Here is a 24,858-nt window from a genome sequence, read left to right on the forward strand (position 1 = left end):
CTCATACGACCTCCGCCTTCTTCTCGCTGGAAAGCAGCACGTCGAAATAATCGACGGTGCGTGCCAGGCCGGTTTCGAGCCCGACGAGGGGCAGCCAGCCCAGATCGGCCATGGCGCGGGAAATATCCGGCCGCCGCTGGCGGGGGTCATCAGTGACCCTGGGCAGGTGGACGATCCGCGAGCGCGAGTTCGTCAGCTCCAGAACGATTTCCGCCAGGCGGCGAACAGTGATCTCAGCCGGGTTGCCGAGGTTGATCGGGCCGATGCAGGCGCTGCCGGCGGCCGAGAAGCGCAGGAAACCCTCGACGAGGTCGTCGACATAGCAGAAAGAGCGGGTCTGCTCGCCATCGCCGTAGATCGTCAGGTCATCGTTGCGCAGCGCCTGCACGATGAAATTGGAGACCACCCGACCGTCGTCCTGGCGCATGCGCGGCCCATAGGTATTGAAGATGCGGCCGACCTTGATATCGACGCCATAAGTTCTGTGGTAATCGAAGAACAGGGTCTCGGCGCTGCGCTTGCCTTCGTCGTAGCAGCCGCGCGGCCCGATCTGGTTGACATTGCCGCAATAGGATTCGTGCTGCGGATTCTGGTTCGGATCGCCGTAGACCTCCGATGTCGACGACTGAACCACGGTCGCACCGGTCTTTCTCGCGCAATCCAGAGTGTTGACCGCGCCGAGCACATTGGTGAGCAGCGTGCCGACGGGATCCCGCTGATAGTCGGGCGGAGAGGCGGGAGAGGCGAAATTGAAGATAAGTGACGCTTCGATATCGAAGGGCTGACGAACATCATGATCGATGACGTGGAAACGGGCGTTCGATAGAAGATGCTGGACATTCGAACGACGGCCGGTGGAAAAATTATCGAGGCATGTGACGCGGTGGCCGCGTTGCAGAAGCCTTTCACAGAGATGCGAGCCAAGGAACCCGGCCCCGCCATTTACAAGAGCGGCGCCCTGCCCCTGGAGCGCCGGTATGCCTGCCACTTCAGAAGTGCCTTCGTTGGGAACGAAACTACGCATTACAAACTCCCTCCCATGTGTTTAGTCTTTTTGTTTGGTGCGCAACTTATGCCTTGGTTATCCCGCTGGATATTCATAGATCAAAGAATACATCCATAAACAACTTTTGGAATTATTCTTCGAATAACCGGATTACTATTAAAATGATAGGACTATTAGCGCTAAGGTCAACTTTAAAAATTCCAGGTATCCAAAATAATTACGCAACTATTCTTCAAATTAACAAATGATTAATCATTTTTAATACTCTGCCGCCAAAATGCCCGCCTTTGCTGCTCAAGCTTCGCTCAATGAAGCTAATATACGAGGGAACGGGAGAGGCTGGTCGCGCTCGATTGCACGGCCGGACTTGTATCGGAAGCGCCATATGCGAGGGGGTTTGGCTATGTGGAAAAAACAAGATGCAGCGGAGCTGAAAGGCTGGCGCCCGTTCCGTTCTGTTATGTTTGTCTGGGGAACGACGCTTCTTGCGATCGGACAGACGGCCTGCACGATCGCCGGCGACGATATCGCTGCCGTCGCGAAGAAGAACGTCGTCGTGGTCGAGGCGCCGCGCGTCTCGAAGGCCTACGCCTATCCGGCCAGTGCGACCGAGCGCCCGGCCTCCCCACCGGTCCGCGCCGTCGCCTATCACGGCTCGGCGCCTTATATCTGCTCCCCAAGCGGCTTCGGACAGAAGTCGCACTGCTTTGCGCGTCCCTCGATCTGAAGCAGCTGCGTCAGATCAATTGCGCCAACGGCCGGACATATCGTCTTCGCCGACAGGGTGCTCATTGAAGAAGCGGGACGCGGCTTCCGTGCGGTTGCGCACATTCATCTTCTTATAGATGTTGCGGACGTGAACCTTTACGGTGTTTTCGGAAAGGTGCAGCTTGTCGGCGATGATCTTGTTCTGCGTCCCCTTGCAGATGAGATCCAGGATCTGAACTTCCCGGGTCGTCAATGAGGAGATGCTGTCGCGTCTCAGCTTGAGCGCATTGTTGCGTGCCGCGTCGACCGATTTCGTCTGATAGAGCGAAGGCTCCAACTGGTCGTTCTTGTTGGCGAGGCGATTGAGGAGCGCGGAAGGGAAATGCTCGCCGCCCTTCATCAGCAGATCCACCGCCGCCATGAAGACATCGAGCCTAAGGTTGAGCGGCAGGACACCGTCGATGATTCTTGCCTCCACCAGCCGGCGGACATAGGGTTCGAGCATATCGATTGCTTCGACGACAAGTCCGATCGAGGTTTCGGGATGATTTTCACGGACGGCCTGCAGCGCCTCATGGAGCTCCGGACCGGGTATATGATAAAATAAAACGAGCTTCGTATCGCTGGTATCCTTTTCCAGCATCGGTTTTGTACTCGTTATACTAGATACTTCACAGTTCGGAAATTTCTTTGCAAGTGCTTCAACCATGCATTCTGAAAACAAATCCGCCCTGGCTACGACCATTATAGTATCTGCGGACACACCCAACTTCCGCCCTTGGTCCGTATTCTCCACTCCTGAGCCTGTCATGAACATATACGCCTCCCCTTGCGTTACACTTTACTCAGACGTTTAGCGATGGCGGGTACTGGATATTGTGAAATGCCGGCCCCTGATGTCACCGCTTTATTTTTTAGACATTTCTTAATTATGTTAATACGGATTTAGAAGGAAGGAAATGGCCCAAAGTAATTAGTTTTAGGGAGTGAAAACCAAGATTTACCACATTTTGGTTGTATTTTTACTGGAATGAATACTTTAACGTTACTCCTTCCTCCGTTATAGGCAATTCAAGAAACGTAATATTTCAGTACATTTTGCCATGAATCCGTCACGCGCGACGATACTTGAATATTAGACAGAAAAGCATTCGAGATAGTTCTACGACCGGGCGATGACTGCGATATACCACATCGCTCGCGCCTGCCGCGTGCCGCGGAAGTGTCCTTAGCGGCAGGATTATTCTGCTGTTGCGGATCTACCTTCGCCCGAATTGATATCGATCGAGTCCGCATGAGCGATCCTTATCTGGAGAGACTGCCGTTCTCGTCTCTATCAGACTACGCTACAGGTGCGCCTCGACCTCAGGCGACGGACCATCCACCGTCCACCAGCAGGTTTGCGCCGGTGATTAGGCTCGCAGCCAGCGATGCAAGGAAGACTACGGCACCCACTACATCATCGGTTTCACCGATCCGGCCAAGTGGGATGTGACCGAGTGTCGCTTTGCGATTGTCGGCATCGGATAGAAATGGCGCTGTACCATCCGTGTGGATGAACGTCGGCGATACGGTATTTACGGTGATATCATAGCGTGCCCATTCGGCTGCAAGGCAGCGCGTGAGATGATTGATCGCCGCCTTGCTCATGCAGTAGATTGCCTCGCCACGCAGTGCCACAGTGCCGGCCTGTGAGCTGATGTTGATGATCCGGCCCCCGTTGCGCGCGATCATGTGACGGCCTACTGCCTGCGTCATCAGAAAGGTGCCTTTGATGTTGACATCAAGTATCTCGTCAAGGTCCTTCTCATCAACAAGCTCCGCGAGATTGCCCGGCGCCACGCCGACATTGTTGACGAGGATGTCTATCCGTCCGAACGCAGTGAGCGCCGCGTCGACGGCTTGGGCGATATGAGCCTTGTTGGGAAGGTCCAGTTCAACCGGGAGAATTTTTCGTCCCGTGCCCTCGAGTTCGGCAACCAGGCCCGCCGACGCCGCGACATCGCGGACCCCCAAAACAATATCTCAGCCAGCTGCGGCGCAGGCGAGTGCGCAAGCTCGACCGATACCACGGCTTGCTCCCGTCACCAAAGTCACCTTGCCCACAAGGCTGAAGTCAGGCGCATTCTTCTGCATCATGGTGCCTCCCTCGATGAAGCTCATTTATGGCAGCGTCGGCGTGCGGATGCCAGATGGGAAGCCGCGATGATGACAGGGAAGCGGTTCGAGGCGTTGCAGCGCCACGATCATCTGGAGAAGCTGCACGCCGGCGAACTGGACACTGCGCAGAAACAAAAAAAGCTCCTCGACGCTTACGCGGAGGAGCTTTCTGTGAAGCGACTTGAATGGCTATCTGTCTTTTAGCTTGGGAAAGATTTGGTTTTGGAGGCATGCTTTGACGTTCTGTCCCGCTGGGTCGGCTTCGGCTTTTTTCGGGCCTCTGATTAGGCGGTTAGATCGTCGACCCGTTACCAGATACACAAAAGCCCGCACGAGGCGGGCTTTGTGTATTTGGTTGCGGGGGCGTGATCGCACAGAGATTTGTAAAATTGGTCGAGATTCGAGGTGTTGTGAGCCGTAACACCATTTATGAAACTGTGTAGTCAGGGGCGCGTCGCTGGAGCGGGACGATGGACAGGCTGTGCTTTTGGGTCGCCCTTTTTGGGCTGAGTGCCGTACGTGTAGCTCCCTAACCCTGCAGCACCAACGCGAGGCGTTCATTCGGCAAGCCATTTCCTTGATATGTATCAAGGTATGCTTTTCATGCTGGGATAGGTTTGCAGCGCTTGCCCCCGATAGTCCAAGAACTTTTCTGCGGCAGGTTTTCCATAGAAATCAACCTGCCCGGAGATAAGGCAATGTCATTAAAGCTAATCAGTGGAATGATGAAATCATCCGGCGACGAAGCGTTGCTTGCGATGGATGCCGGCGGCGCAAGTCAGATGGTCGTCATTGACAAGGAAGCCCTTCTCGATGTTGCAGAACCACAACGTTGCGACGAGAGCCGGCTTCAGGAGAATATCGATCTGTTCAGCCAGATCGCTTCGGCGAAATATGATCGCGGCGATGTCGAACCGGATGGGCGCATCCGAATTGGCGCAGATGATCTCCATGCATGGCGGCAAGGTGTTTATGTCGAAAGCAAGCCGGCAAGAGTTGCGCGGGTTTCGGAGTAAGAACCCGGAACTGTAGCCAGCGCACCGAGATGGCCGCCGTCCACAGCAACTCCGTGAACAACGACGCCCCACCGAGAAGGCGTCATCTTTGATGCACGTCAATTCATAATTCCAGGGCAATGCGAGACTGCGGCGAATATCAGGTTTCACCTCTTTCCGTTTGGAGATTCGCATGAAGCAACACCTCTTTCTTCCGCTGCTCACCTATCCGGATGCGACTTCGGAATTCATGATCGCCAATGCCGTCGCACTTGCGCATCATATGCAGGCGACGCTTACCGTCTGTGCGGTGGAGATTACCGTTCCCGACGTCTCCAATGCACTGTCGTCGCTGATCATCGACGCTGCAAAGATGGCGCGAGATGCCGGGGCGCTGAGCCGCAAGAACGCCGCGGCGCTGATCCGGATGACAGTCGATGCGGCAAAAGCCGCTTCCGTGGATGTGCGCACACGCGAGATCAAGACGGCGGAGCCTTTCGTCGTCGAGGTCCTTTCGGAAGCATCGCGCGCCTACGATCTCGTGCTTCTGGAATCGGCGGGGATTTCCCGCCCGATCATCGAGGCAGTGCTGTTTGGATCCGGTCGGCCGCTCATCCTATATCCGCCGGCACCTTTCGGTGGCCGGATAGATCACGTCGCCATCGCCTGGGATGGCAGCCGCACTGCCGCACGGGCAGCACATGATGCCTCGTTTTTCCTGGAGCGGGCCGCCAAGGTCTGCCTGCTCTCGGTCATCGACGAGAAGCCGGTGAAATACGAGACGGGCGATTATCTCATCGAGAATCTGCTGAAGAGCGGCATAATAGCGGAGGTAACACGCGTGCGTGCGCGCGGCGAACCGGTCGGCGAAGTGCTACAGACCAAGGCCTTCGAATTGCGGGCAGACCTTCTCGTCATGGGCGGATTTGGCCATTCGCGGCTGCGCGAATTCGTCCTCGGCGGCGCCACCCAAACCGTGCTGACCAATATCAGCCTACCGGTCCTGCTGTCGCATTGAGCGTCGACAGACCATTTTCAAAGACCGAATTCGGGCAAACGGCACCAAATTCCTATAGCAAGGAGAGCCTGGGAAGCAGGCAACATATGCGCGCCTCATACATATTCTCTCGTTTCAGCCTAACTACGCGAAGGACCATGCATTGCCCTCAACCGACGAATTGTCTCGCAGCCGCCGGGCTTCGATGAAACTGCCGTCTTCCTACCTGCCGCTTCGGCCGCCGCCTCCACCAGTTGAAAAGCATATTCCACCGCCGCTTCCGTATCATCGTGGCAGAGTTTTTCCGCGTGGCAACGCGTTTCAAGCAATCGTCTGATCCGGCGCTTGAGTGAGGGCACTGCAGTATCGTCCGAGTGAGCGAAAAGCTCTCGCAAACAGGCGATTGCGATAGCTTCGGAAACCAGAAGTTTTCCCTCGATTTCGCCGAGCGTCGGCACGGCAAATCGCGCTCCTCCACTTTGGCAGTCACGATCTGTAACCAACATCATTGTTCTCCTGTCACTTCAGCTTCCATCGGTTCATCTTCAAGCGCTCTTTTCACCCGCCGCAGGATTAGCGCTCGTCCCTTTCGATCGGCTCGACGACGCAACCGCTCTTCCAAATCGAGAACGATCGACTGGTACTCATTGTGCCAATCGGGGTGCCCAACCTCGTGCCCGGTAAGACGCGGGCGCTGCGAAACTGGAGCTACGAGTTCCGCGCCTTGCCCCGTCAGACGGTAGCAGGCGTCGAGCGACGGCGTGAGGACCGCGATACCCGGCTGCTCCAAAGCCAAGCGGGACTTCAACTGGTCGCGTGCGGCCACTTCGCCATGGGCCAGAAACAGTCCTGTTCGAACAGGGGTGCGCGCAGCCACCCACTGCATCAACTCCGTTGCGTCGGCATGGCCGCTGTATGCCTCCAGAGAGTGGATCGCGGCGCGCACCACGATTTCTTCGCCTTGGATCCTGACTGTTCGGGCTCCATCCTGCAGAATCCGTCCGAGCGTTCCCTCCGCCTGGAAACCGACGATGAGAACGCTGCCCTCGTCACGCCAAAGCCAGTTCTTGAGACGGTGGCGAATACGCCCGGCCTCGCACATTCCGCTCGCCGCGATGATAATGTGGAAGCCACGCAGAAGGTCGAGCGCCTTCGATTGCTCCGCTGTTTCCGTGAAGCGCACGTTCTTGGAGTTTAGCGCTTTCACCAGCAAGTTGCCATTCGCCATGAATCGGGCGTGGCGCTTGAAAATCGCCGTGGCGCGCGAGGCAAGCGGCGAGTCGATCACGATTGGGCAGCGCGGCAGCTTACCCTCGTCCATCAGAGTGTTGAGGTCGGCCAGAAGCTCCTGGGTTCGTTCGACTGCGAAGGATGGGATCAGCAAAGCACCGTTTGGATGATGAGCCTTCAGCACGATCTCGCGAAGCATCCCGCGCCGTGCTTCATCCGAAACCTCCGCCCGCTCACGATCACCATAGGTACTTTCGCAGATGACATAGTCGAACCCCTGCGGCGCTTCGGGTGCCGCCTCCAGCAATTTATGCTGTGGGCCGATATCGCCTGAAAACAGCATCCGGATCGGTCTATCCGTTCCCTGAAGTTCGATCTCGACCGAGGCAGAGCCGAGTAGATGACCGGCGTCCCAGAACCGAAAGCGGAGACCGCCTGAAAGCTCCTGCCATTCTTTGTAGGCAACGGGTCGAAATTGCGTCATCGCCACTCGCGCGTCATCGGCGTCGTATATCGGCTCTATGACGTCCCGTGATCTCCAACGATTGCGGCGATTGAGCTGCTCGACTTCCGATTCCTGGATATGGCCGGAGTCCTGGAGCATGATCGTGCAAAGGTCCAAGGTGGCAGCGGTGCAGTAAATATGTCCTGCAAACCCCGCCTTCACCAGCTTGGGGACAAGACCCGAATGATCGATGTGCGCGTGGGTCAAAATGACCGCGTCAACAGCAGCCGGCTCGAACGGGAAGGACCGATAGTTCAGCTCCTTCTCCGTTTTCGACCCTTGGAACATGCCGCAATCGATCATGGTTCGAACGCCACGAGATTCCAGCAGAAAGCAGGAGCCGGTGACTGATCCGGCTGCACCGTGGAAATACAAGACTGGATCCGACATGGCCTGCCCTCGATTGTTCATGCATGCTAACCGGCGGGAGCACCGTCCGCTTTGCGTCAGATCAATGAAGGGTGAGGGCGAGAAAGATTAGGGTTGCCCATCTCCAGCAAGAAAGGCGATCTGGCCATGACCATCAAAACCGTCTTGAGTGTCCTCGGCGTCAATCACTTCGATGAAGACTTGAAGGGCGCCATAGACTTTTGTGAAACCCACGGCGCCCATCTCACCGCAATGGTGATTTCGATGGGCGCAGCTCCCCCTATCGGTTCTTCCGAGGTTATCTCGACCGTCTGGATCGAAGAACGTCAGCGCGAAATCGACAGCCTGGCCGATAAGACTTCCGATATCAAAGCGATCCTAGCAAGGAGCGAGACCTCCTTCGACGTCCAGGAGATCTACACCGAATTCGCCTGGGCGGATGAAGATATAGCAGAGCGGGCGCTATACGCCGATCTCGTCCTGGTCGGCCCCCAGGCTGCCCGTGACCAGGAACTTCGGCGCAGAGTTATCGATGGCGCCTTGTTCCGGTCGCCGACGCCGATGCTGATCAATCCCAAAAAGACGAATGTCGGGCTTGCCCCGAAGGCAATCTTGCTGGCTTGGGACTCCAGCGACGAAGCTTCGCGCGCAGCACGTCAGTCGATCGAATTCCTGCAGGCTGCCGAATCCGTGCACGTTACCCTCGTCGACCCACGGGCCTCATCATCCGAGAATGGCGAAGAACCAGGCGCCGACGTTGCCACCTTTCTGGCGCGCCACGGGGTGAAAGTTGATGTGGACTGCGTCGCAAGCGGCGGCCGGCGCGTCGATGAGGTGCTGCGCCAGCATGCCATCGATGTCGCTGCCGACATGATCGTCATGGGCGCATACAATCATTCCCGCCTGCAGCAGCGTCTTTTTGGTGGTGTGACGCGGTCGATGCTGGAGGAAACAAAAGTTCCGCTGTTCCTCGCCCATTGAGCAAGATGCCCGGGGGCAATCCCCTCCCCGGGCACCGTTCGTCGGTGTTTCCGTCAATCGACCGGAAGCGCCGTTCGGCCGGTAACGGCTCGGACAAATATGCCGTAAAAAATGTGTTCAGACGCCGTGTCCGTTGGCTGCGACTGCGGCTTGAGAGCGCCGATTTCCCACCAGTCGGAATGCTTTTGCAGTAACGACCAGGCGTGCAACCTCTCACTGCGCCAAGTATCCGAATCCGGAAACTCCTCGAACCGCCCGTCGACGACGACACTGGTCCAACCCTTGCCGGCGCTACGCTGATCGATCTGCAAACAGACGTTTTCGTTTGCGCGCATCCAGTCGACCTTCTGGCCGGGCATAGAAAAACTGTAGATCGCACCCTTCGCATAAGCGAAGTAGATCGGCACCACGTAGGGCTTGCCATCCTTGCAACAGGCCAGGTGGCCAAACCGAGACTGCTCAAGAACGGCGAAGCATTCTGCTTGCGTCAGGTCTTTCAGGATGTAGCTCATCGGTAACTCTCCTTGCAGCGACAAGTTCACATATTACCATCCGCTCACACCCCGTCGTTGATAGAGCGCAATGACTGAAACTCCACAGAGGCTCGACTCTCTCCATCTTCGAGACGCGATTAATTCGACAAAAGCCGGTTGATGGCGTTGTGATGGAGCAGCGTGTGGGTGACCCCTCCAAAGGCCCATTCGCGAAAGCGGCTATGGCCATAGGCGCCGGCGACAATCAGATCTGCCTCGAGCCTGACCGCAGCTTCGATGATCGTCATCCCTATCTCGCCCGCCTGTCGGGGCTCGATGATGCTCCGGGCTCGAACCGCATGGCGGGTGAGGAACCGAACAATATCAGCCGGCGCTTTCTCGCCGACCGGGTCGCTCTCCTCGATCGAAAGAACGACAACATCCTCCGCCGAGATCAGGAGAGGCATCGCATCGACGATTGCCCGCCGCGATTCCTTGGCGTCTTTCCAGGCGATCACAATCGTCCGGGCCTCGAGAGGGGTCTTTGCGGCCGAAGGCAGTAGCACCGGCCGTCCCGCGGCAAGGAGGACGTCGGCTATGTTGACCGTTCGCCGGTAATCGAGAGCCTGGCCTTTTTCGACATCAAAGAGGACAATGAGGTCGGCTGTTCTTGCACTTTCGAGAACGAAAGTTGCCGGGTCCGCAGCCTTGGTTTGCCAGGAGACATGGTTCCTGAACGGCGCATGCCGCATGATCTCCTCGTGGAGGTCGCGTTGACGCGCCTCGATTGCTTCAAGCTCTTCGTGCATGATTTTCGTACCGGATGTCGGCCCGGTGCTCGGCTCAATCATAAAAAGCGGCTGGGCCGCCGATAGACAGGCGAGTGCAGCATCGAAGCGATCCGCGAGGTTCAAAGCGAACGCCAATCGAGGATCGGGCCGGGCATCGATATCGAAATGCGTGAGGATGGATTTGAAGGTCACCGCCGTTTCCCTCCTTGATGAGGACGTTCGATATCACGCTCGCGCTTTTGCGATCATGCAACCTTGATCTTCGTCAATGCGCGGGCGCACGATCACGTAATGGTTGCTCCAATCATCTGGAGGAAGGATCTCAGCCATGAAAGCGCAATTTCATCTCCCCCTGGTTACTTATCCAGACGCGAGTTCCTTTGCGCTCCTTCAGAATGCCGTCAATGTTTCCCTTCACCAAAAGGCTGATTTGACGGCAAGTTTACCGCTGGTCAGGATAGAACCCATTCAGCCGCGATTTCCAACATTCCTCGACGTCAAAAAAATGCGTGCGGAGGCAGAGCGCTTCAGCAAACACAATGAAGCCGCTCTGGAGCAGACGCTCCGTGATTATGGCAAGAAAGCCGACGTCGAGGTGGAGATCCATCCATTCGACGCGAGAGAGCAGTTCGTCGCACAAACTCTTGCCGAACTGTCGCGCGCCTACGATCTTTCCATTTTGGAAGCATCCGAAGCGATGAGACCGTTGATCGAGAGCGTGCTGTTTGAAAGCGGAAGACCGGTCCTGCTTTTTCCCACGGACAATTTCTGCGGTCGTATCGATGCCGTCGCCATCGCCTGGGATGGGGGAACCACTGCCGCAAGGGCGCTGACCGGAGCAAGACTCCTTCTGGAACATGCCTCGCGCATTGTCCTGATTTCCGTCACCGACGACAAGCAGATTGACGAGCGCAGCCGAGACTACCTTGCGGCTGTGCTGCGCAAGGCTGATCTTGCCGTCGAAGTCGTGGCTGCGCAAGCGAACGGAGACTTGCCAGCCAGCGTCATTCAATCTGCGGCCCTGGAACGCAAGGCGGATCTGCTCGTCGCCGGCGCGTTCGGTCATTCGAGGCTGCGTGAATTCGTCCTGGGAGGGGTCACACGGTCGCTGTTGACGCGCCTTGAGATGCCCGTTCTTCTCTGCCATTGATTACAACGCGCGCAATGCGTTGCCGATGACCGCAACATCGATCACTTCCTGAAGAAGAGCGCCCTGCACGGGTGCCAAGTAGCCAAGGCTCGCACAAACCATAGCGATCACCGAAAGACCGATGCCGCACCCGACGCTCTGAAGAGCGATAGCGCGGGACCGCCGAGCGGTCTGCAGCAAAGTACCAATCTGCCTCATGTCATCCCGCAGCAACACGACATCCGCCGCTTCAGCGGCCGCGGCAAGATTGCGCCGGCCAACGGCAACGCCGACGTCGGCAGCAGCCAGTGCAGGTGCATCATTGACGCCATCACCGATCATCATGACGCGCCCGTAGGATCTTTCCGCCGTCACCCTCTGAACTTTCTCGGCCGGCTCAAGCTCGGCACTAATCTCATCAAGACCAAGAGCAAGACCGACAGCGTCTGCGACTTCGGCCCGGTCGCCGGTCGCAAGGCTAAGCCGCTTGACGCCCAAACGTCGAAGATCCGCGATCGCCGGGACGGCATCCTTGCGAACCGGGTCGGCCATGACGATCGTACCGGCGAGGGCGTCATCGATCGCGACATAGGCTGTGACCGTACTGTTGTCCTTCGGGCCAGGGCGAGTAGCGGATTTTGTCTTGCCGGCAATGAAATCCCATCCGCCGACGGCTACCTTGTGCTGACCGACATATCCCTCGATGCCTTCTCCCGGCACTTCTGCGAGTTGGACAGGCTTGGCAAGCCTCAGGCCACGTCGCTTCGCTTCTTCGACTATCGTTTGACCAATCACGTGAGCAGAAGCTTGATCCACGGATGCGGCGAGACGCAAAATCTCCTCGACATCCCGATCCGTCTCGATTCTGACAACAGCAGGTTCTCCAGTCGTCAACGTGCCGGTTTTGTCGAAGACGACGACTGAGATCGTCGCAAGAACTTCAAGAACATGCGCTCCTTTGACCAGGACGCCTGCGCGGGCAGCTTTCGACATTCCCGCCACGAGTGCGACGGGAACGGCGAGGATCAGCGGGCAAGGCGTCGCGACGACGAGAACCGCAACAATCCGCGTGGGATCGCCCGACAACCACGCAGCTAGGCCGGCGATCACCAGGGTCATCGCCAGGAAGGCGAGAGAGAAGCGGTCGGCCAATCTCGATATTGGCGCTTTTGAGCTTCGGGCCTGGCTCACCATGCGGATAATTCCGGCATATGTACTTTCGTTCGCCGAGCCGGAGGCGATCATTTCAAAAGCATCGCCGAGATTGGAAGACCCGCTCATGATCAATTCACCGCCTTCCCGCCGCGCCGGCAGCGGTTCACCGGTGAGAGCCGCCTCGTTCAACAGCGCGCGACCCGCTATAACCTTGCCATCGACAGGGACCACGTCGCCTTTTCGGACGAGCAGCTTGTCTCCGGGGAGAAGGGCAGCGATGGGAACCTCGGATAGGCCGGATCCGGTGATACGAACAGCGCTACGCGGTGCGCGAGACAGAAGTTCGCTCATGCCGCTCTCCGCGCGCCTTTGAGCAAAGCTTTCGAGAAACTGCCCACCTGCATACATGACAGCAACGATGGCGCCGGCAATATATTCGCCAAACCAGAGCGCGGCGCTCATGGATAGGGCAGCGATGAGATCCAGGCCGATGTCGCCCCGTCTCAAACTGAGTGCGACGTCAACAAAGAGCGCGACTATGACGATGACCGTCGCGCTGACCAGAGCGGTGGTGGACCAGAAAAGTAAACCTGCGTACCACCATCGCAGCAGACAGCCAGCAATTAGGCCTGTCATTGCAACAACCGCAAGCAAAGAGGGCCAAACGCGATGGATAAGCGCCCAGATCCCAGCGTCTGAAGCCTCGGGCAGAGCGACGGTCTCAGGCACCGACATATTCGACACCGGTCTGTTTGACTAAGGCACATATTGCCACATGCGCCGGGGTAAGTGGCGCCGGCGGACGGACGGGCCAGTCGACAGCTTTCGTGCGTTGAACCATGGGAAAGTCTCTCATACCAACGATATCATCCTCAAATCGGACGAGGAGGCATTGATCCACGACAATGACGCCACTGGCTGTTCCCTCTTAATTCGGACAGCAAACTGACAGCTTTGTCGCCCTAAGCATTCGGTCGTCGCCTCACGGGGCAAATGCAAAAGGACCAACTCATGAAGCTGAAACTGATTGTCGCCATCGCAATCGCAGCCGCAACTCCGGCGCTGGCACTTGCCAGCCCCAGCTGCACCAAAGAACCGCAGTCAAAGTGGCTCCCCGAAGATGCCATGAAGGCGAAGATCGAGCAGATGGGCTACAAGGTGAGGACATTCGAAATCACCGGGAACTGCTACGAAATTTACGGCAAGGACAAGGTCGGCAATCGCGCTGAAGTCTATTTCAATCCGGTTTCCGGCGACATCGTCCAGAAAGGCGACTGAGCCATGACGGCAATTTTGTCAAAGAAGGAGGGCCCTCGGCCCTCCAACGCTCCTCGCGAAACCATTAAAGTGTGGGACCCGATCGTCAGACTGTTTCACTGGACCATCGTGACGGCGTGTACGCTCAACTTGTTTTTCCTGGAGGAAGGAAAATACTGGCACCGCGTCACCGGCTATGTCGTCGCCGCAGCCATTGCCTTGAGAATCGTATGGGGTTTTGTCGGGACAAAACATGCGCGGTTCAGTGACTTCTTTCCAACGCCGACAAAGGTCGTGTGCCAGATAGTCGACATCCTTCGTGGCGCCGAGCAACGATATATCGGGCATAATCCCTTGGCATCGGTCATGATGCTGTGTCTGATGGCGCTTCTTATAGCAACCGCGCTGACCGGCTGGATGACGACACTTGATGCGTTCTGGGGTGAGAAGTGGCTCGAGCGATTGCATGGTACCATCGCAAACGGCATCATGGCTCTCGCCTTTGTTCACGCCGGCGCGGCGATCTTGGAGAGCTGGAGACACAAGGAGAATCTGGTCTGGTCGATGGTGACGGGTCGGAAGAAGGCATGAGAATTCTTCTTATCGAAGACAGCGCACGGCTTCGCGAACTTCTTTGCGAGGCCGTGAGGGAGGCTGGATGGCGAATTGACGCCTTTGCCAGTGCAGAAGAGGGGCGACTGGCCCTCGAAACAGTCAGCTATGACCTTCTCCTTCTCGATCTTGGCTTGCCGGACGAAGACGGCCTCAACGTTTTGAAGTCGCTCCGGCTTGCGAAGAACCAGATACCCGTCCTCGTCCTCACCGCGCGTGGAGCCATCGATGAACGTATCGCCGGACTGGACGCCGGAGCCGACGACTATCTCGCCAAGCCATTCCACAATGGCGAGCTCATCGCGAGGATTCGCGCCCTCATGCGCCGGGCGCCCGTCACCGTAATGCCCATCCTGGAATTCGCGGCGGTCGACTTTGACGTCGCGTCCCGACAGGTCACCTGCAACGGTTCGGAAATCGCACTGGCGCCATCAGAAAAGGCGCTGCTTGAATTGCTGATGCGGCATGGAGGTAATGTCGTTTCCAAACAGAAAATGGAGCATGCCTTTTCTGAATTCGGCGATGAACGCAGCAGTAACGCCGTCGAACTCGCGGTTTCCCGGCTGAGAAAAAAGCTGGAGGGGCATCCGATCGAAGCTGCCATCGAAACCGTACGGGGCGTCGGCTATATGTTGCGCGAGGTCCGCGGTTGATCCGGGCAAATCCTACACTGGCGACGATTCTGACGCGGCGAATTGCATTTTTCTCGATGCTTGCGATGCTCGTGCAGCTCGCCGTCGTTTTCTCCGACTACTATTGGAATGTGGGCGAGCTCTCGCGGCTGTTTGTCGAGCAGGAGACGGAGAGACTTGCTTCCGGCGTTGGCGAAACCGATGCTGGCGTCATCTATCGACTGCCGGAAGAGATAAAGCAGCGTTATTCGAATGCTAAGAAGACAGGCTACATCGCGCGAATTCGAGATGCGAGCGGGAAGCTGATCTTCGAATCCTGCGATGATGCATGTGAAAGCCGTTTTCTTCCGAAAGACGTCAACCCACCAGACTTCTGGCTGCGAACGCTCACACCGGGGAAGCCGCTCACATTGGTCGGAGGGCGGGCGTTTCTTGTCGGCCACCAGCGCATTGTCGTTGACGTGGCGACGATGGGCGATCCGCAAGATGTGTTATCAGAGGTCTTCTGGAACGAGATTCTCGAGCACATGATCGTGCCGATGAGCATTCTACTCGTGCTAGTTCTCGGTGCGACATTGCTGTCCGTACGACGCGCCCTGAAACCCGTACAAGCAGCGGCCAATGCTGCGGACCTGATTGACCCCATGGACTCTATGTCCCACCTGCCGTTTCAGGATATGCCACGTGAGATCGCTCATTTGGCCGTAGCGGTCAATCGCGCCTTTGAGCGCGTCGGCGAACTCATGAAATCCCAGAGAGTTCTGACGTCGGGGATCGCGCATGAGGTTCGCACCCCGCTTGCCGCGATCAAGCTCGAACTCGGTCGGATCGATCACCCCAGGGCTCGTAAAGCCGAAACTGACCTTGACGATCTCGTATGCTTCGTCAGTCAGCTTACCGCACTCGCTCGCCTGGACTCGTTCGATCATGGAATGTTCGAGGAGGTTGATCTTGCGATATTGTGCTCGGAGGTTGTCGCGCAGTTAGCGCCGTGGGTCTATGAGAACGAGCACTCCCTTGAGCTTTTGATTCAAGCGCACGACGTGTGTGTTAAGGCTGTTCCAGCATTATTGAAGGATGCTTTGCGCAATCTGATCGAGAACGCCGTGCGCCACACGCCACATGCCACGAACATCCTCGTGAAGGTCGTCACAAGGGGTGTTGAGGTTGAAGACAGGCTTGCCACGGCGCTAGAAGCGCCTGCCGATCCGGTTCATCCATCTGACGGCCTTGGAATAGGCCTCAAGATCGTGGAGCGGATTGCCGAGCTGCATAAGGGATCGCTGCGTCATGCTCTGACAAAACAGGGTCACATATTCTATCTGGAGTTAGCGAGGACGGATCGGCGCTGATATCGTCGCAAGCGCAAGGCTCAGACGCTGGAATGCTTCTGCCGCCACCAACGATATCATCTTCGACGGTCCGGAACTGGCAGGCTGCTCCATCGCGGAAGGCATCTGCGCCGTCCATGTCGTTGCCGTTCATTCCCTATCGCGCGCCGGCAATGTCAGAGCCGGCCCAGCGCGTCATCTGTGGATGTCTCGCCGAACTGGTCGAGCGCCTCCTCGAGATAATCCGGCAGGAGAGGCATGCCGAGAAGATAAGCTGCGGTGCGTGTATTGTGCGCATCCGCAGCTCGGCTGCGAAGCACATCCCAATCGCCGACACTCCCATCGCCTCGACCGAGCCACGCCAAGGCGACCAGATCGATCTGTTCGTCTTCGTTGAGAGCCCAGATCGCACTCCTGAGTTCCATCTCGACGGGATCGTCGTCATGGTCTTCCAGCACCCCGATCATGTTGTCGTCGCTCGGATTCGAGCCCGGATCTGGTTCGGTAACCACATCCTTGACGTCGAACTCCTTAGCCTTGAGGATGAGATAGCGGACTGTCTCCGGCGAAATGCTAGGCATCCATGCCTCGTTCATAGCGTCATTCACATGTGGTCTCCGCGCCCAATATTTCATTTCAATTATACATCATGTGACATCGGGCTGCCGTTGCATTGAGAAGGATCAATCTAAGTCATCGTCACGGGAGGAAACGGCAAACGAGGAATGAGCAGGACGTGTCCTTGACGCTCGTCCGTGCCGATCTACGCATCTTCAAAATGGTGGCGGTTTGCGAGATAAGGAGAAGCTGATGCAGGCGATGATTTTGGAAGCGATAAGAACCCCTTTACGTCTGGTAGAGCGCGCCAATCCCGTGCCCGGAATAGGTGAGTTGATGTTGAGGATCGAAGCCTGTGCCGTCTGCAGGACGGATCTTCACGTCTGTGACGGTGATCTTTCGAACCCGAAGCTTCCACTCGTTCCCGGCCATGAGATCGTCGGCATCGTCGAGGCGGTCGGAGAAGGTATCGCGGCATCACGCATGGGGCAAAGGGTCGGCGTGCCCTGGCTCGGCCACACATGCGGCTGCTGCTCGTTCTGCCGGACCGGAGACGAAAATCTCTGCGACGCACCGCAATTTACAGGCTATACACGCGACGGAGGGTTTGCCACCCATGTGATTGCCGATGCAGATTACGCATTTGCGCTCGACAGCGAGACCGATCCGGTGGCCCTTGCGCCGCTGCTATGCGCGGGTCTCATCGGCTGGCGTTCGCTGAAGAAGGCTGGTGATGGCGCCCGGATTGGGCTCTACGGCTTTGGTGCAGCCGCTCATATCATCGCGCAAATATGTCGCTGGCAGGGCCGTCAGGTCTATGCTTTCTCACGTAGCGGCGATGCGGCAGCGCAACGTTTCGCCCTCAGCCTTGGGGCTTCGTGGGCAGGAAGCTCGGATGAACCTCCGCCCGTCATGCTCGACGCCGCAATCATCTTCGCACCTGTCGGCGAACTCGTGCCGGCTGCACTGAAGGCTGTGCGGAAGGGAGGCACGGTTGTCTGCGGAGGTATCCACATGAGTGATCTTCCGGTCATGCCCTATGCGCTGATCTGGGGGGAGCGAAGCGTTGTTTCGGTCGCAAATCTGACGCGCAAGGATGCCGAGGAATTCTTCCCCATCGCCCGCCAGGCAGGCGTCAGGACCCACACAACCGTCTATCCACTTGCCGAGGCCAATACGGCGCTCGACGACCTGCGCACTGGCCGATTGAGCGGGGCGGCCGTCCTGAAGCCCTGAGCCGATGGGTCGTGGCTGGCACCCCCGCCAGGCATCGCACGGCACTGGTGCGGACGGTCGGTGCCTCTGGGCAAGGAAGTTTGCGAAAGCGGTTTCGCAAGCGCGGTTTCGACTTTGCGCTCAGCAGTTCAGACGGCAGCGGGAGCTTTTCTTCCGCGTCATCGATGACGAGAGAACGCCTCGGCGATAGTACAGACAACCGCCTTCTTCATTGATCAGTACAGATCTTTGCCGCTTCGCCCAACGAACTCTGTTCGAAAGCCCTGATCGTGCGCTTGCTTGAGAAAACGATCGGCGCTCAGCATATCGACGGCAATGCTGTCACCCAGACATTGGCACAGCGGACCGCAGAACTGTTCGTGAGCCCAGCCTCGCGCGCGGGCTGATAAAATGACAATCCGCCATTCATCATCCGTGCTTCGCTCAAGCCGAAAATCACAATCGGAATGATAGAACGGAGGGCTGCCCGCCGCCGCAAGCAGCGCTTCTCCCGTCCGGGTGGGTATCGTGTTCATGGCAATTATAACCTGCTTCAGCACTCCGATGGCGGCCGGAGGGCCGCCATCGATGTCAGACGTTGATCAGCCGACAGAGATCTGATCATCAAGGGTAGTGATGCCGGGGGCCGACCACGCGGCGCGCTCGGCAGCCCGTCGTTCTGACCAGGTCCCGACCCTGCCTCGCAGCGTCACCTTGCGACCGGAGACATCGACGCGAATTGCCTTGGCTTGCAGTTCTGCATCGCGCTCGAAAGCATTCTCGATACGCTTCTTCACGTCGGCGGCGCTGAGGACAGGTTTTACTTCGACCAGATTCGACAGGCCAACGATGCCGGCCAGGTCTTTGACAGCTTCCGACGCAGCGTTCTTTTGATACTGCCACTCGACCGTACCGGTTAAGGTTACCCAGCCCTTGAGGACCCGGACCTGGACCGCCTCCTTCGGAATGCACACATTCCAGTCGATCATCCTGACGGCCCGGTGTGCAATATCGTCGTCGTCGGTGTTGCTGGCGCCAAAGATACGAACTTCGATTTCCTGGGCGATGCCGCGAACGCCTTTCACACGCTTGACTACATGCTCAACCGCTTCCTTCTCGGAATATGTGCCGACATGTCCTGTGAGGGAAACGATTCCGTCGTCAACGGCCACGCCAATATTGGCTGCTTCGACACTTGGCTCAAATTCGAGCTCATCCAGAATGGTCTGTCTTAGAGCAATGTCGCTCATGATCTCCTCCTCTGTTTTCATCGACGAGAATAGCGATAGGCCGCAACAGCCGGGGTGTCGTTGATCCGTATCAATGAACGGCATTCCGAAAATATGGTGGCGGAAGGTTCTTAGTATCGTGGCTGGTGACGATGAGCCGTGCAGTTGCAATACGGGCAGCGTGCTTCCAGATCGTAGGTCACGATGACGACCGCGTAGCCATGTCGCTCGCATATCCCATCAAGACTTTGAGCCGTGTCAATGTGTACAATGCCGCCATGCTGCCAGGATGACATGAAGACCGGTGCACCGTGGGGGCATCAACTTCGCCGTTCCGATGTCGCATTGAGGATTACTCGCTATGTTCAGGGACCGTCTCCGGAACGAGAAGCTCTGGGACCGTATTGTCACTGCCGATGAAGCGGCGCTGCTGATCACCGATGGGATGACCGTCGGCATGAGCGGCTTTACGCGGGCCGGCGAGGCCAAGGCCGTGCCGCTGGCGCTGGCGGAAAGGGCAAGGCGCGATCCGCTGAGGATTACACTGATGACTGGCGCCTCGCTCGGCCACAATCTCGATAGAACTCTCGTCGAGGCGCATGCCGTCGCGCGGCGCCTGCCTTTCCAGTCGGATCCCGTCATGCGCGGGGCGATCAATGTCGGCGAGGTGATGTTCATCGACCAGCATCTTTCCGAGACCGTCGAGACTCTGCGCAGCGGACAACTCGCGCCGGTTGACGTCGCCGTCATCGAGGCGACCGCGATTACGGAGGACGGCAGCATCGTACCAACGACCTCCGTCGGCAATTCGGCCAGTTTCGCGATCCTCGCCCCGAAAGTGATCGTCGAGATCAACCTGTCTCAGCCCGAAGCACTGGAAGGCCTTCACGATATTTACATCCCGACAAAGCGGCCGAGCCGCGAGGCGATCCCCGTCGTGGCGCCCGATAGCCGCATCGGCGTGCCGTTCATTCCCATTCCAGCGGAGAAAATCGCGGCAATCGTCGTCACGCAGAGCAGCGACAGCGCCTCCACCGTGGAACCACCGGATGCCGAGACTGGTGCGATCGCGGGTCACCTCACCGAATTCCTGTTGAACGAGGTACGACGTGGCCGGCTGACGGAAAGGCTACAACCACTGCAGGCCGGCATTGGTACGATCGCCAATGCCGTGCTCCACGGCTTCACAGAGACGCCCTTTCACGATCTGACGATGTACTCCGAGGTGCTGCAGGATTCGACTTTCGAACTGATCGATGTCGGCAAACTCAATTTCGCTTCGGGATCTTCCATGACACTCTCGACGGAAAAACATCGAAGCGTGCTTTCGGAGATCGAGCACTACAAGCAGCGGCTGGTGCTGCGCCCACAGGAAATCAGCAATCATCCCGAAGTCATCCGTCGGCTCGGCATCATTGCTATCAACACGGCATTGGAATTGGACATTTACGGCAACGTCAACTCGACCCATGTCGGCGGCACGCATATGATGAACGGCATCGGCGGCTCCGGCGATTTCGCCCGCAACGCCTATATGTCGATTTTCGTGACGAAATCGCTTGCCAAGGACGGCGCGATCTCACGCGTCGTGCCGATGGTCAGCCATGTCGATCATACCGAGCATGATGTCGATATACTGGTCACGGAAATCGGCCTTGCCGATCTGCGCGGACTGGCACCGCGGGAACGGGCGGAGGTCATTATTTCCAACTGCGTGCATCCGAGCTATCGGGAGGTGCTTAAGGATTATTATCAGCGGGCTCTGCTGCGCGGCGGACATACGCCGCATCTGATCGAAGAAGCCCTCGGATGGCACGATAATCTGCGCCGAACGGGACGGATGCTCTCTCAGCGGTTGTCGCATTTCTAAGCCTTCATGGCGTCAGCGGCGGCTGGCGTATCGTCGATGAACGCCTCATCCTGCGATACTGCGTCGGTATTCGCATTCCGGATCATGGCATATTTGACCTGTGTGACCCTCAGGTCGCGATACCAGTCGATCAGTTCTCCCCAAGGGTCTCTAACCTTGGAGAGACCGGAGATGAAGGCGACGACGGTGCCGATTTCGGTCTTGCCGGTGACGACATAATAGCCGCCGAGCGCGAAGATGCCGGCATAACCCAGCTGCGTCATCAGGTTCATCATGAAATTCATCGTGAACTTGATCTTGTATATGCTCATGTTCAGCGAAAAGAGTCTCTCCACCCGATCGCCCTGGGCCTCGAAGGCATCATTGGTCGCGACATGCTGAACCATGCTCTGGCTGACATGGCGCATAACGGTGATCTTGGTCTCGACTCTGCGGTTGATCGCCGACTGCATCAGCGGCACGAAACCGATCTGCGGAAAGAAGACGACGGCGACGGCCAACGCCATAAGGGGCTGCAGGTAGATCATGTAGCTGCCGACGGCGACGAGGATGCCGGCCTGCAACAGCGGTTCGGAGATACTGGTGCCGACAAAGCCGCCGACCGATTCGGCCTCAGCGATGATGATCGAGAGCTGGACTCCCTCGGCAAGCGCATCGACGGGTCCTTCGCTCGATCGCTCCGAGGCGGCAAGAGCCGACTTGCGCAACCACCGGACGGCGACCTCGCCAATCCAGCCACGATAGATGTTTAGCATCAGCTTGGTCAGGCCCTCCAGCAGGACAAGGCCGAGATAGGCAAGGACGAGGACCAGGATGGCCTGGTAGGGAGCGCCCGCAGTGGCGGCATTGATGATGCGCCTCTGGACCTCAAGCGGCGCGGTGCCGGCGAGAAAGAGAACAACGGAAAGAGCCGCGATCGCGATCTGGTGATGGCGGCCCATGAGGAACACGAAACCGAACAGACTTTTCGGCATTTTATCGTCCTGGCTCATTTTGTACTTCGAGGAAGATATCGGCCGCGCCTCCGCCGCCGCAGCCCTGAACGGATCAGAACGGCCGACGCCATTGCGAGCGAGGGGAACGGACCTCCACGTGGCGCGGCACTTCCTGCCGGCTGGCCATCCAGGCGGCGGGAAGGAAGAGGAGCACGGCACAAGCAACCGTGATCCAGAGACTCATCGCCACATGCTCGAAGCCAAGCACCCAAGGTGAGGTGACGAGCCACGTCGCGATCACCACCTGTTCCCATCGTCGTGCCTCAGCGTTCAACGATGGTGCGCGACCAGGAAGCAGCGCCAGTCCACAGAGAGCGAAGTTCGCCGGTGAGACGACGAGTTTTTCCATATCGGGAAAGAGAAGTACGAAGGCAGCCGACGTCGCGAGCATCGAGGTGGCCAGCAGTTGCGCCATGCGATCGTTGAGAGTCGGATGTTCCATGGTTTTCCTCTCGGGTTCAGACCTGTCTGGCTTCGGTGTCCGGCGGCGGGATTGCGACGCCGTAATAGGGATCGACCCAGACGAGCTGATCCTTGATCGACGTCACACCCGGGACATTCTCGACCGCGACTTTCGCGGCGAGACGTTCGCGTTCGTCGAAGATGGTGCCGGTCAGCTCGGCAGCGCCGTTTGTGACCCGGCAATGGATGAAGCCGTTGCGGCTCCAGCTCTGCCTGGAAAGCTCGGCGTCGATCGCCGCCTGGATCTGTGCGTCGCCGGCGGAAACGGCAACGGCCGGCAAGGCCTGCGAGAGCGCGCGCAACAGATCGGAGCGGGAGACGATGCCGACGAGCCTGCCATTCGCGACAACGGGCAAGCGCTTAATGTCCTGGCGCTCCATCAGCCTGACGGCGTCGGAGACGGAGGCGGTCGGTGCAATGGCACTGACCGGCGCAGTCATCACCTCCTCGACCCGCCGCCCGTGGGTGCGGACGTATTCGTCAGCGATCTTGCCGGGGCTGGCCAGCCATTCAAGCAGCCATGACCGCTTGCGCTCGGTGTTCAGTTCGCTCCGGCGCAGAAAGTCGCCTTCGCTGACGATACCGACGAGCGCTCCGTTTGCATCGGCAACCGGCAGGCCACTGATCCTGTTGTCGAGCATCAGCTTGGCCGCGTCTGCGACGGAACAGGATGTGGTTACGGTGATCGGCGGCGAGGTCATGATGGCTTGAACGAGCATTTTTCAACTCCTTATGAAGGCAAGCTTTGGCATCACACAGGGGGACATGGCGCGCCGAAGCTTTCGGTTGCGCCGGCCTTTGCCAATGGAATCGGCGGCCGGATATCGACCGCTTCAGAGCCGCGCTTTGAACCAGTGGGAAGAAGGTAGCGTCGATGAACGCGGGACGCTTTGATCAACGTCAAAATTGAAAGAAGCGGCCGGCATAGGCGCCGGTTGGTCCTCGTCCACCAGCAAACGGCTCGTGCGCGCTGCTACCTGGCGCCATCGGAAATGTCGCTGTCCCCGCCGCTTTCGCCGGCGGGGGATGCTGCGCGGCACGAGTAACTATGCGGCGGACTGGTTCCGCGTTGCGAATGCGCTCGCCTCTCCGGCGATGTCGAGCACCACGCGGCCCTCAATGGTTCCTGCCTTCAGGCCGGCGAAGATATCGTTGATGTCGTCGAGCGGCGCCTTGGCGATCTCGGCCCGGACCCGGCCTTCGCCAGCGAATGCGAGCGCTTCCTCCAGGTCACGGCGCGTTCCGACGATCGAACCACGCACGGTGATGCGCTTCAACACGACGTCGAAGATCGGTGTCGGGAAGTTGCCCGGCGGCAGACCGACGAGGCTGACGGTGCCCTTGCGGCGCACCATGGCGAGCGCCTGCGAGAAAGCGGGTGGCGAGACGGCGGTGACGAGCACGCCATGCGCTCCGCCGCTCGTCACCTTCAGGACTTTCTCGACCGTGTCTTCAGAAAGCGCATTGAGCGCGAGATCGGCTCCCACCTGCCGGGCGAGGTCGAGCTTGGCGGCGGCGATGTCGAGGGCGATCACCTTGAGGCCCATCGCCTTGGCATATTGGATTGCGACGTGACCGAGCCCGCCGACGCCTGAGATCGCCACCCATTCGCCGGGCCGCGCCTCGGTTTCCTTCAAGCCCTTGTAAGTCGTGACGCCAGCACAGAGGATCGGCGCGATCGCGGCGAAGTCGACGTCGTTGGGAAGGCAGGCGGCGAAGGCGGCCGAGGCGATGACATATTCGGCAAAACCACCGTTGCAGCTGTAGCCGGTGTTGTGCTGGTGTTCACAGAGCGTTTCCCAGCCGGTTTCGCAATATTCGCAGCGAAGGCAGGCGTCGTGCAGCCAGGCGACGCCGACGGCATCGCCTTCCTTGAATTCGGTGACGCCGGGACCAAGGGCGGCGACGATGCCGGCAGCCTCATGACCGGGAACAAAGGGCGGCGTCGGTTTGACGGGCCAGTCGCCTTCGGCCGCATGCAGATCGGTATGGCAGACGCCGCAGGCGACGACCTTCACCAGGATTTCGCCTAGGCCGGGTACGGGCACCGGCATGCATTCGATTGCGAGCGGTTTGCCGAATTCGCGCACGACTGCCGCCTTCATCATCTTGTTCGCCATGATCTTCACCCTTTCACGATGTTGTTCGGCGGGGATGATGAAGACAGGGGCCGGCCGCGCATTGATCCATCGCAAAAG

26 protein-coding genes and 1 pseudogene are annotated in these 24,858 nt (G+C 58.2%); 12 read left to right on the plus strand and 15 right to left on the minus strand.

The window, feature by feature from the left end:
• Position 1: 1 nt before the first annotated feature.
• Entirely contained in the window at positions 2–1,024 is a 1,023-nt protein-coding gene (locus tag EFB14_RS22980) for a UDP-glucuronic acid decarboxylase family protein (protein WP_126829004.1), read from the minus strand.
• Positions 1,025–1,409: 385 nt separating this feature from the next.
• Here EFB14_RS22980 and EFB14_RS22985 point away from each other — a divergent pair, with 385 nt between their 5' ends.
• On the plus strand, positions 1,410–1,733 hold the full coding sequence (locus tag EFB14_RS22985; protein WP_126829005.1) for a hypothetical protein: 324 nt from the start codon (positions 1,410–1,412) through the stop codon (positions 1,731–1,733).
• A 15-nt stretch (positions 1,734–1,748) separates the two neighbouring features.
• On the opposite strand, the gene EFB14_RS22990 is transcribed toward EFB14_RS22985, so the two are convergent.
• Together EFB14_RS22990 and EFB14_RS22995 are read right to left on the minus strand one after the other, a co-directional pair.
• Positions 1,749–2,531, minus strand: coding sequence for a helix-turn-helix transcriptional regulator (locus tag EFB14_RS22990; RefSeq protein WP_126829006.1), 783 nt, complete (start codon positions 2,529–2,531; stop codon positions 1,749–1,751).
• Positions 2,532–3,079: 548 nt separating this feature from the next.
• Positions 3,080–3,850, minus strand: a pseudogene (locus EFB14_RS22995) (SDR family NAD(P)-dependent oxidoreductase).
• 69 nt (positions 3,851–3,919) lie between these two features.
• Between EFB14_RS22995 and EFB14_RS32995 the strand changes: the two are divergent.
• The 3 genes from EFB14_RS32995 (at position 3,920) to EFB14_RS23005 (ending at position 5,887) form a co-directional block, all read left to right on the plus strand.
• Positions 3,920–4,078 (plus strand): hypothetical protein, encoded by a 159-nt coding sequence (locus EFB14_RS32995; protein ID WP_164737563.1) that lies wholly within the window; start codon positions 3,920–3,922, stop codon positions 4,076–4,078.
• Between the two features lie 422 nt (positions 4,079–4,500).
• Complete coding sequence (locus EFB14_RS33000) at positions 4,501–4,890, plus strand: hypothetical protein (RefSeq protein ID WP_342635066.1); 390 nt, start codon at positions 4,501–4,503, stop codon at positions 4,888–4,890.
• A gap of 172 nt (positions 4,891–5,062) precedes the next feature.
• Complete coding sequence (locus tag EFB14_RS23005; protein ID WP_126829007.1) at positions 5,063–5,887, plus strand: universal stress protein; 825 nt, start codon at positions 5,063–5,065, stop codon at positions 5,885–5,887.
• A gap of 119 nt (positions 5,888–6,006) precedes the next feature.
• On the opposite strand, the gene EFB14_RS23010 is transcribed toward EFB14_RS23005, so the two are convergent.
• Both EFB14_RS23010 and EFB14_RS23015 read right to left on the minus strand, forming a co-directional pair.
• On the minus strand, positions 6,007–6,375 hold the full coding sequence (locus tag EFB14_RS23010) for a hypothetical protein (protein ID WP_245438284.1): 369 nt from the start codon (positions 6,373–6,375) through the stop codon (positions 6,007–6,009).
• On the minus strand, positions 6,372–7,991 hold the full coding sequence (locus tag EFB14_RS23015; protein WP_126829008.1) for an MBL fold metallo-hydrolase: 1,620 nt from the start codon (positions 7,989–7,991) through the stop codon (positions 6,372–6,374). The genes EFB14_RS23010 and EFB14_RS23015 overlap by 4 nt, the downstream gene beginning before the upstream one ends.
• Before the next feature lie 126 nt (positions 7,992–8,117).
• On the opposite strand from EFB14_RS23015, the gene EFB14_RS23020 reads away from it, so the two are divergent.
• On the plus strand, positions 8,118–8,951 hold the full coding sequence (locus EFB14_RS23020) for a universal stress protein (protein ID WP_245438285.1): 834 nt from the start codon (positions 8,118–8,120) through the stop codon (positions 8,949–8,951).
• 53 nt (positions 8,952–9,004) lie between these two features.
• Here EFB14_RS23020 and EFB14_RS23025 read toward each other — a convergent pair whose 3' ends face one another.
• Both EFB14_RS23025 and EFB14_RS23030 read right to left on the minus strand, forming a co-directional pair.
• The gene (locus tag EFB14_RS23025) at positions 9,005–9,463 is read right to left on the minus strand and encodes a pyridoxamine 5'-phosphate oxidase family protein (protein ID WP_126829010.1); all 459 of its coding nucleotides are present in this window, start codon (positions 9,461–9,463) and stop codon (positions 9,005–9,007) included.
• A gap of 119 nt (positions 9,464–9,582) precedes the next feature.
• A complete protein-coding gene (locus tag EFB14_RS23030; protein ID WP_126829011.1) occupies positions 9,583–10,407 on the minus strand; it encodes a universal stress protein in 825 nt (274 codons plus the stop codon).
• 136 nt (positions 10,408–10,543) lie between these two features.
• On the opposite strand from EFB14_RS23030, the gene EFB14_RS23035 reads away from it, so the two are divergent.
• On the plus strand, positions 10,544–11,365 hold the full coding sequence (locus EFB14_RS23035; RefSeq protein ID WP_126829012.1) for a universal stress protein: 822 nt from the start codon (positions 10,544–10,546) through the stop codon (positions 11,363–11,365).
• Here EFB14_RS23035 and EFB14_RS23040 read toward each other — a convergent pair whose 3' ends face one another.
• On the minus strand, positions 11,366–13,234 hold the full coding sequence (locus EFB14_RS23040) for a heavy metal translocating P-type ATPase (protein WP_126829013.1): 1,869 nt from the start codon (positions 13,232–13,234) through the stop codon (positions 11,366–11,368).
• Positions 13,235–13,510: 276 nt separating this feature from the next.
• Between EFB14_RS23040 and EFB14_RS23045 the strand changes: the two genes are divergently transcribed.
• From EFB14_RS23045 to EFB14_RS23060, 4 genes are read left to right on the plus strand one after another with little or no spacing between them, the layout of a single operon-like run.
• Entirely contained in the window at positions 13,511–13,777 is a 267-nt protein-coding gene (locus tag EFB14_RS23045; RefSeq protein ID WP_126829014.1) for a PepSY domain-containing protein, read from the plus strand.
• Between the two features lie 3 nt (positions 13,778–13,780).
• Positions 13,781–14,347, plus strand: a complete 567-nt coding sequence (locus tag EFB14_RS23050; RefSeq protein ID WP_126829015.1) for a cytochrome b/b6 domain-containing protein — start codon at positions 13,781–13,783, stop codon at positions 14,345–14,347.
• Complete coding sequence (locus EFB14_RS23055; RefSeq protein WP_126829016.1) at positions 14,344–15,021, plus strand: response regulator; 678 nt, start codon at positions 14,344–14,346, stop codon at positions 15,019–15,021. The genes EFB14_RS23050 and EFB14_RS23055 overlap by 4 nt, the downstream gene beginning before the upstream one ends.
• A 56-nt stretch (positions 15,022–15,077) precedes the next feature.
• Positions 15,078–16,352: a sensor histidine kinase gene (locus EFB14_RS23060; protein WP_126829046.1), complete on the plus strand. Its 1,275-nt coding sequence runs from the start codon at positions 15,078–15,080 to the stop codon at positions 16,350–16,352.
• A gap of 155 nt (positions 16,353–16,507) precedes the next feature.
• On the opposite strand, the gene EFB14_RS23065 is transcribed toward EFB14_RS23060, so the two are convergent.
• Complete coding sequence (locus EFB14_RS23065) at positions 16,508–16,939, minus strand: DUF3775 domain-containing protein (RefSeq protein ID WP_126829017.1); 432 nt, start codon at positions 16,937–16,939, stop codon at positions 16,508–16,510.
• A 202-nt stretch (positions 16,940–17,141) separates the two neighbouring features.
• Between EFB14_RS23065 and EFB14_RS23070 the strand changes: the two genes are divergently transcribed.
• The gene (locus tag EFB14_RS23070; RefSeq protein ID WP_126829018.1) at positions 17,142–18,125 is read left to right on the plus strand and encodes a zinc-dependent alcohol dehydrogenase family protein; all 984 of its coding nucleotides are present in this window, start codon (positions 17,142–17,144) and stop codon (positions 18,123–18,125) included.
• Positions 18,126–18,340: 215 nt separating this feature from the next.
• Here the strand turns inward: EFB14_RS23070 and EFB14_RS33005 are convergent, their stop codons facing one another.
• Both EFB14_RS33005 and EFB14_RS23080 read right to left on the minus strand, forming a co-directional pair.
• A complete protein-coding gene (locus EFB14_RS33005) occupies positions 18,341–18,640 on the minus strand; it encodes a hypothetical protein (protein ID WP_164737568.1) in 300 nt (99 codons plus the stop codon).
• 66 nt (positions 18,641–18,706) lie between these two features.
• A complete protein-coding gene (locus EFB14_RS23080; RefSeq protein WP_126829019.1) occupies positions 18,707–19,354 on the minus strand; it encodes a BON domain-containing protein in 648 nt (215 codons plus the stop codon).
• Between the two features lie 340 nt (positions 19,355–19,694).
• On the opposite strand from EFB14_RS23080, the gene scpC reads away from it, so the two are divergent.
• Complete coding sequence (gene scpC / locus EFB14_RS23085; RefSeq protein ID WP_126829020.1) at positions 19,695–21,203, plus strand: succinyl-CoA:acetate CoA-transferase ScpC; 1,509 nt, start codon at positions 19,695–19,697, stop codon at positions 21,201–21,203.
• On the opposite strand, the gene EFB14_RS23090 is transcribed toward scpC, so the two are convergent.
• The 4 genes from EFB14_RS23090 to adhP form a co-directional block, all read right to left on the minus strand.
• Positions 21,200–22,177: an ABC transporter transmembrane domain-containing protein gene (locus EFB14_RS23090; RefSeq protein ID WP_126829021.1), complete on the minus strand. Its 978-nt coding sequence runs from the start codon at positions 22,175–22,177 to the stop codon at positions 21,200–21,202. The genes scpC and EFB14_RS23090 overlap by 4 nt on opposite strands.
• 73 nt (positions 22,178–22,250) lie before the next feature.
• The gene (locus EFB14_RS23095; protein ID WP_126829022.1) at positions 22,251–22,640 is read right to left on the minus strand and encodes an SPW repeat protein; all 390 of its coding nucleotides are present in this window, start codon (positions 22,638–22,640) and stop codon (positions 22,251–22,253) included.
• 16 nt (positions 22,641–22,656) lie between these two features.
• Positions 22,657–23,379: a CBS domain-containing protein gene (locus EFB14_RS23100; protein WP_126829023.1), complete on the minus strand. Its 723-nt coding sequence runs from the start codon at positions 23,377–23,379 to the stop codon at positions 22,657–22,659.
• 327 nt (positions 23,380–23,706) lie between these two features.
• Positions 23,707–24,780: an alcohol dehydrogenase AdhP gene (adhP, locus tag EFB14_RS23105; protein ID WP_183604901.1), complete on the minus strand. Its 1,074-nt coding sequence runs from the start codon at positions 24,778–24,780 to the stop codon at positions 23,707–23,709.
• Between the last annotated feature and the right edge of the window lie 78 nt (positions 24,781–24,858).

The sequence above is a fragment of the Rhizobium fabae genome (assembly GCF_003985135.1).
Taxonomy (GTDB): Bacteria; Pseudomonadota; Alphaproteobacteria; order Rhizobiales; family Rhizobiaceae; genus Rhizobium; species Rhizobium pisi.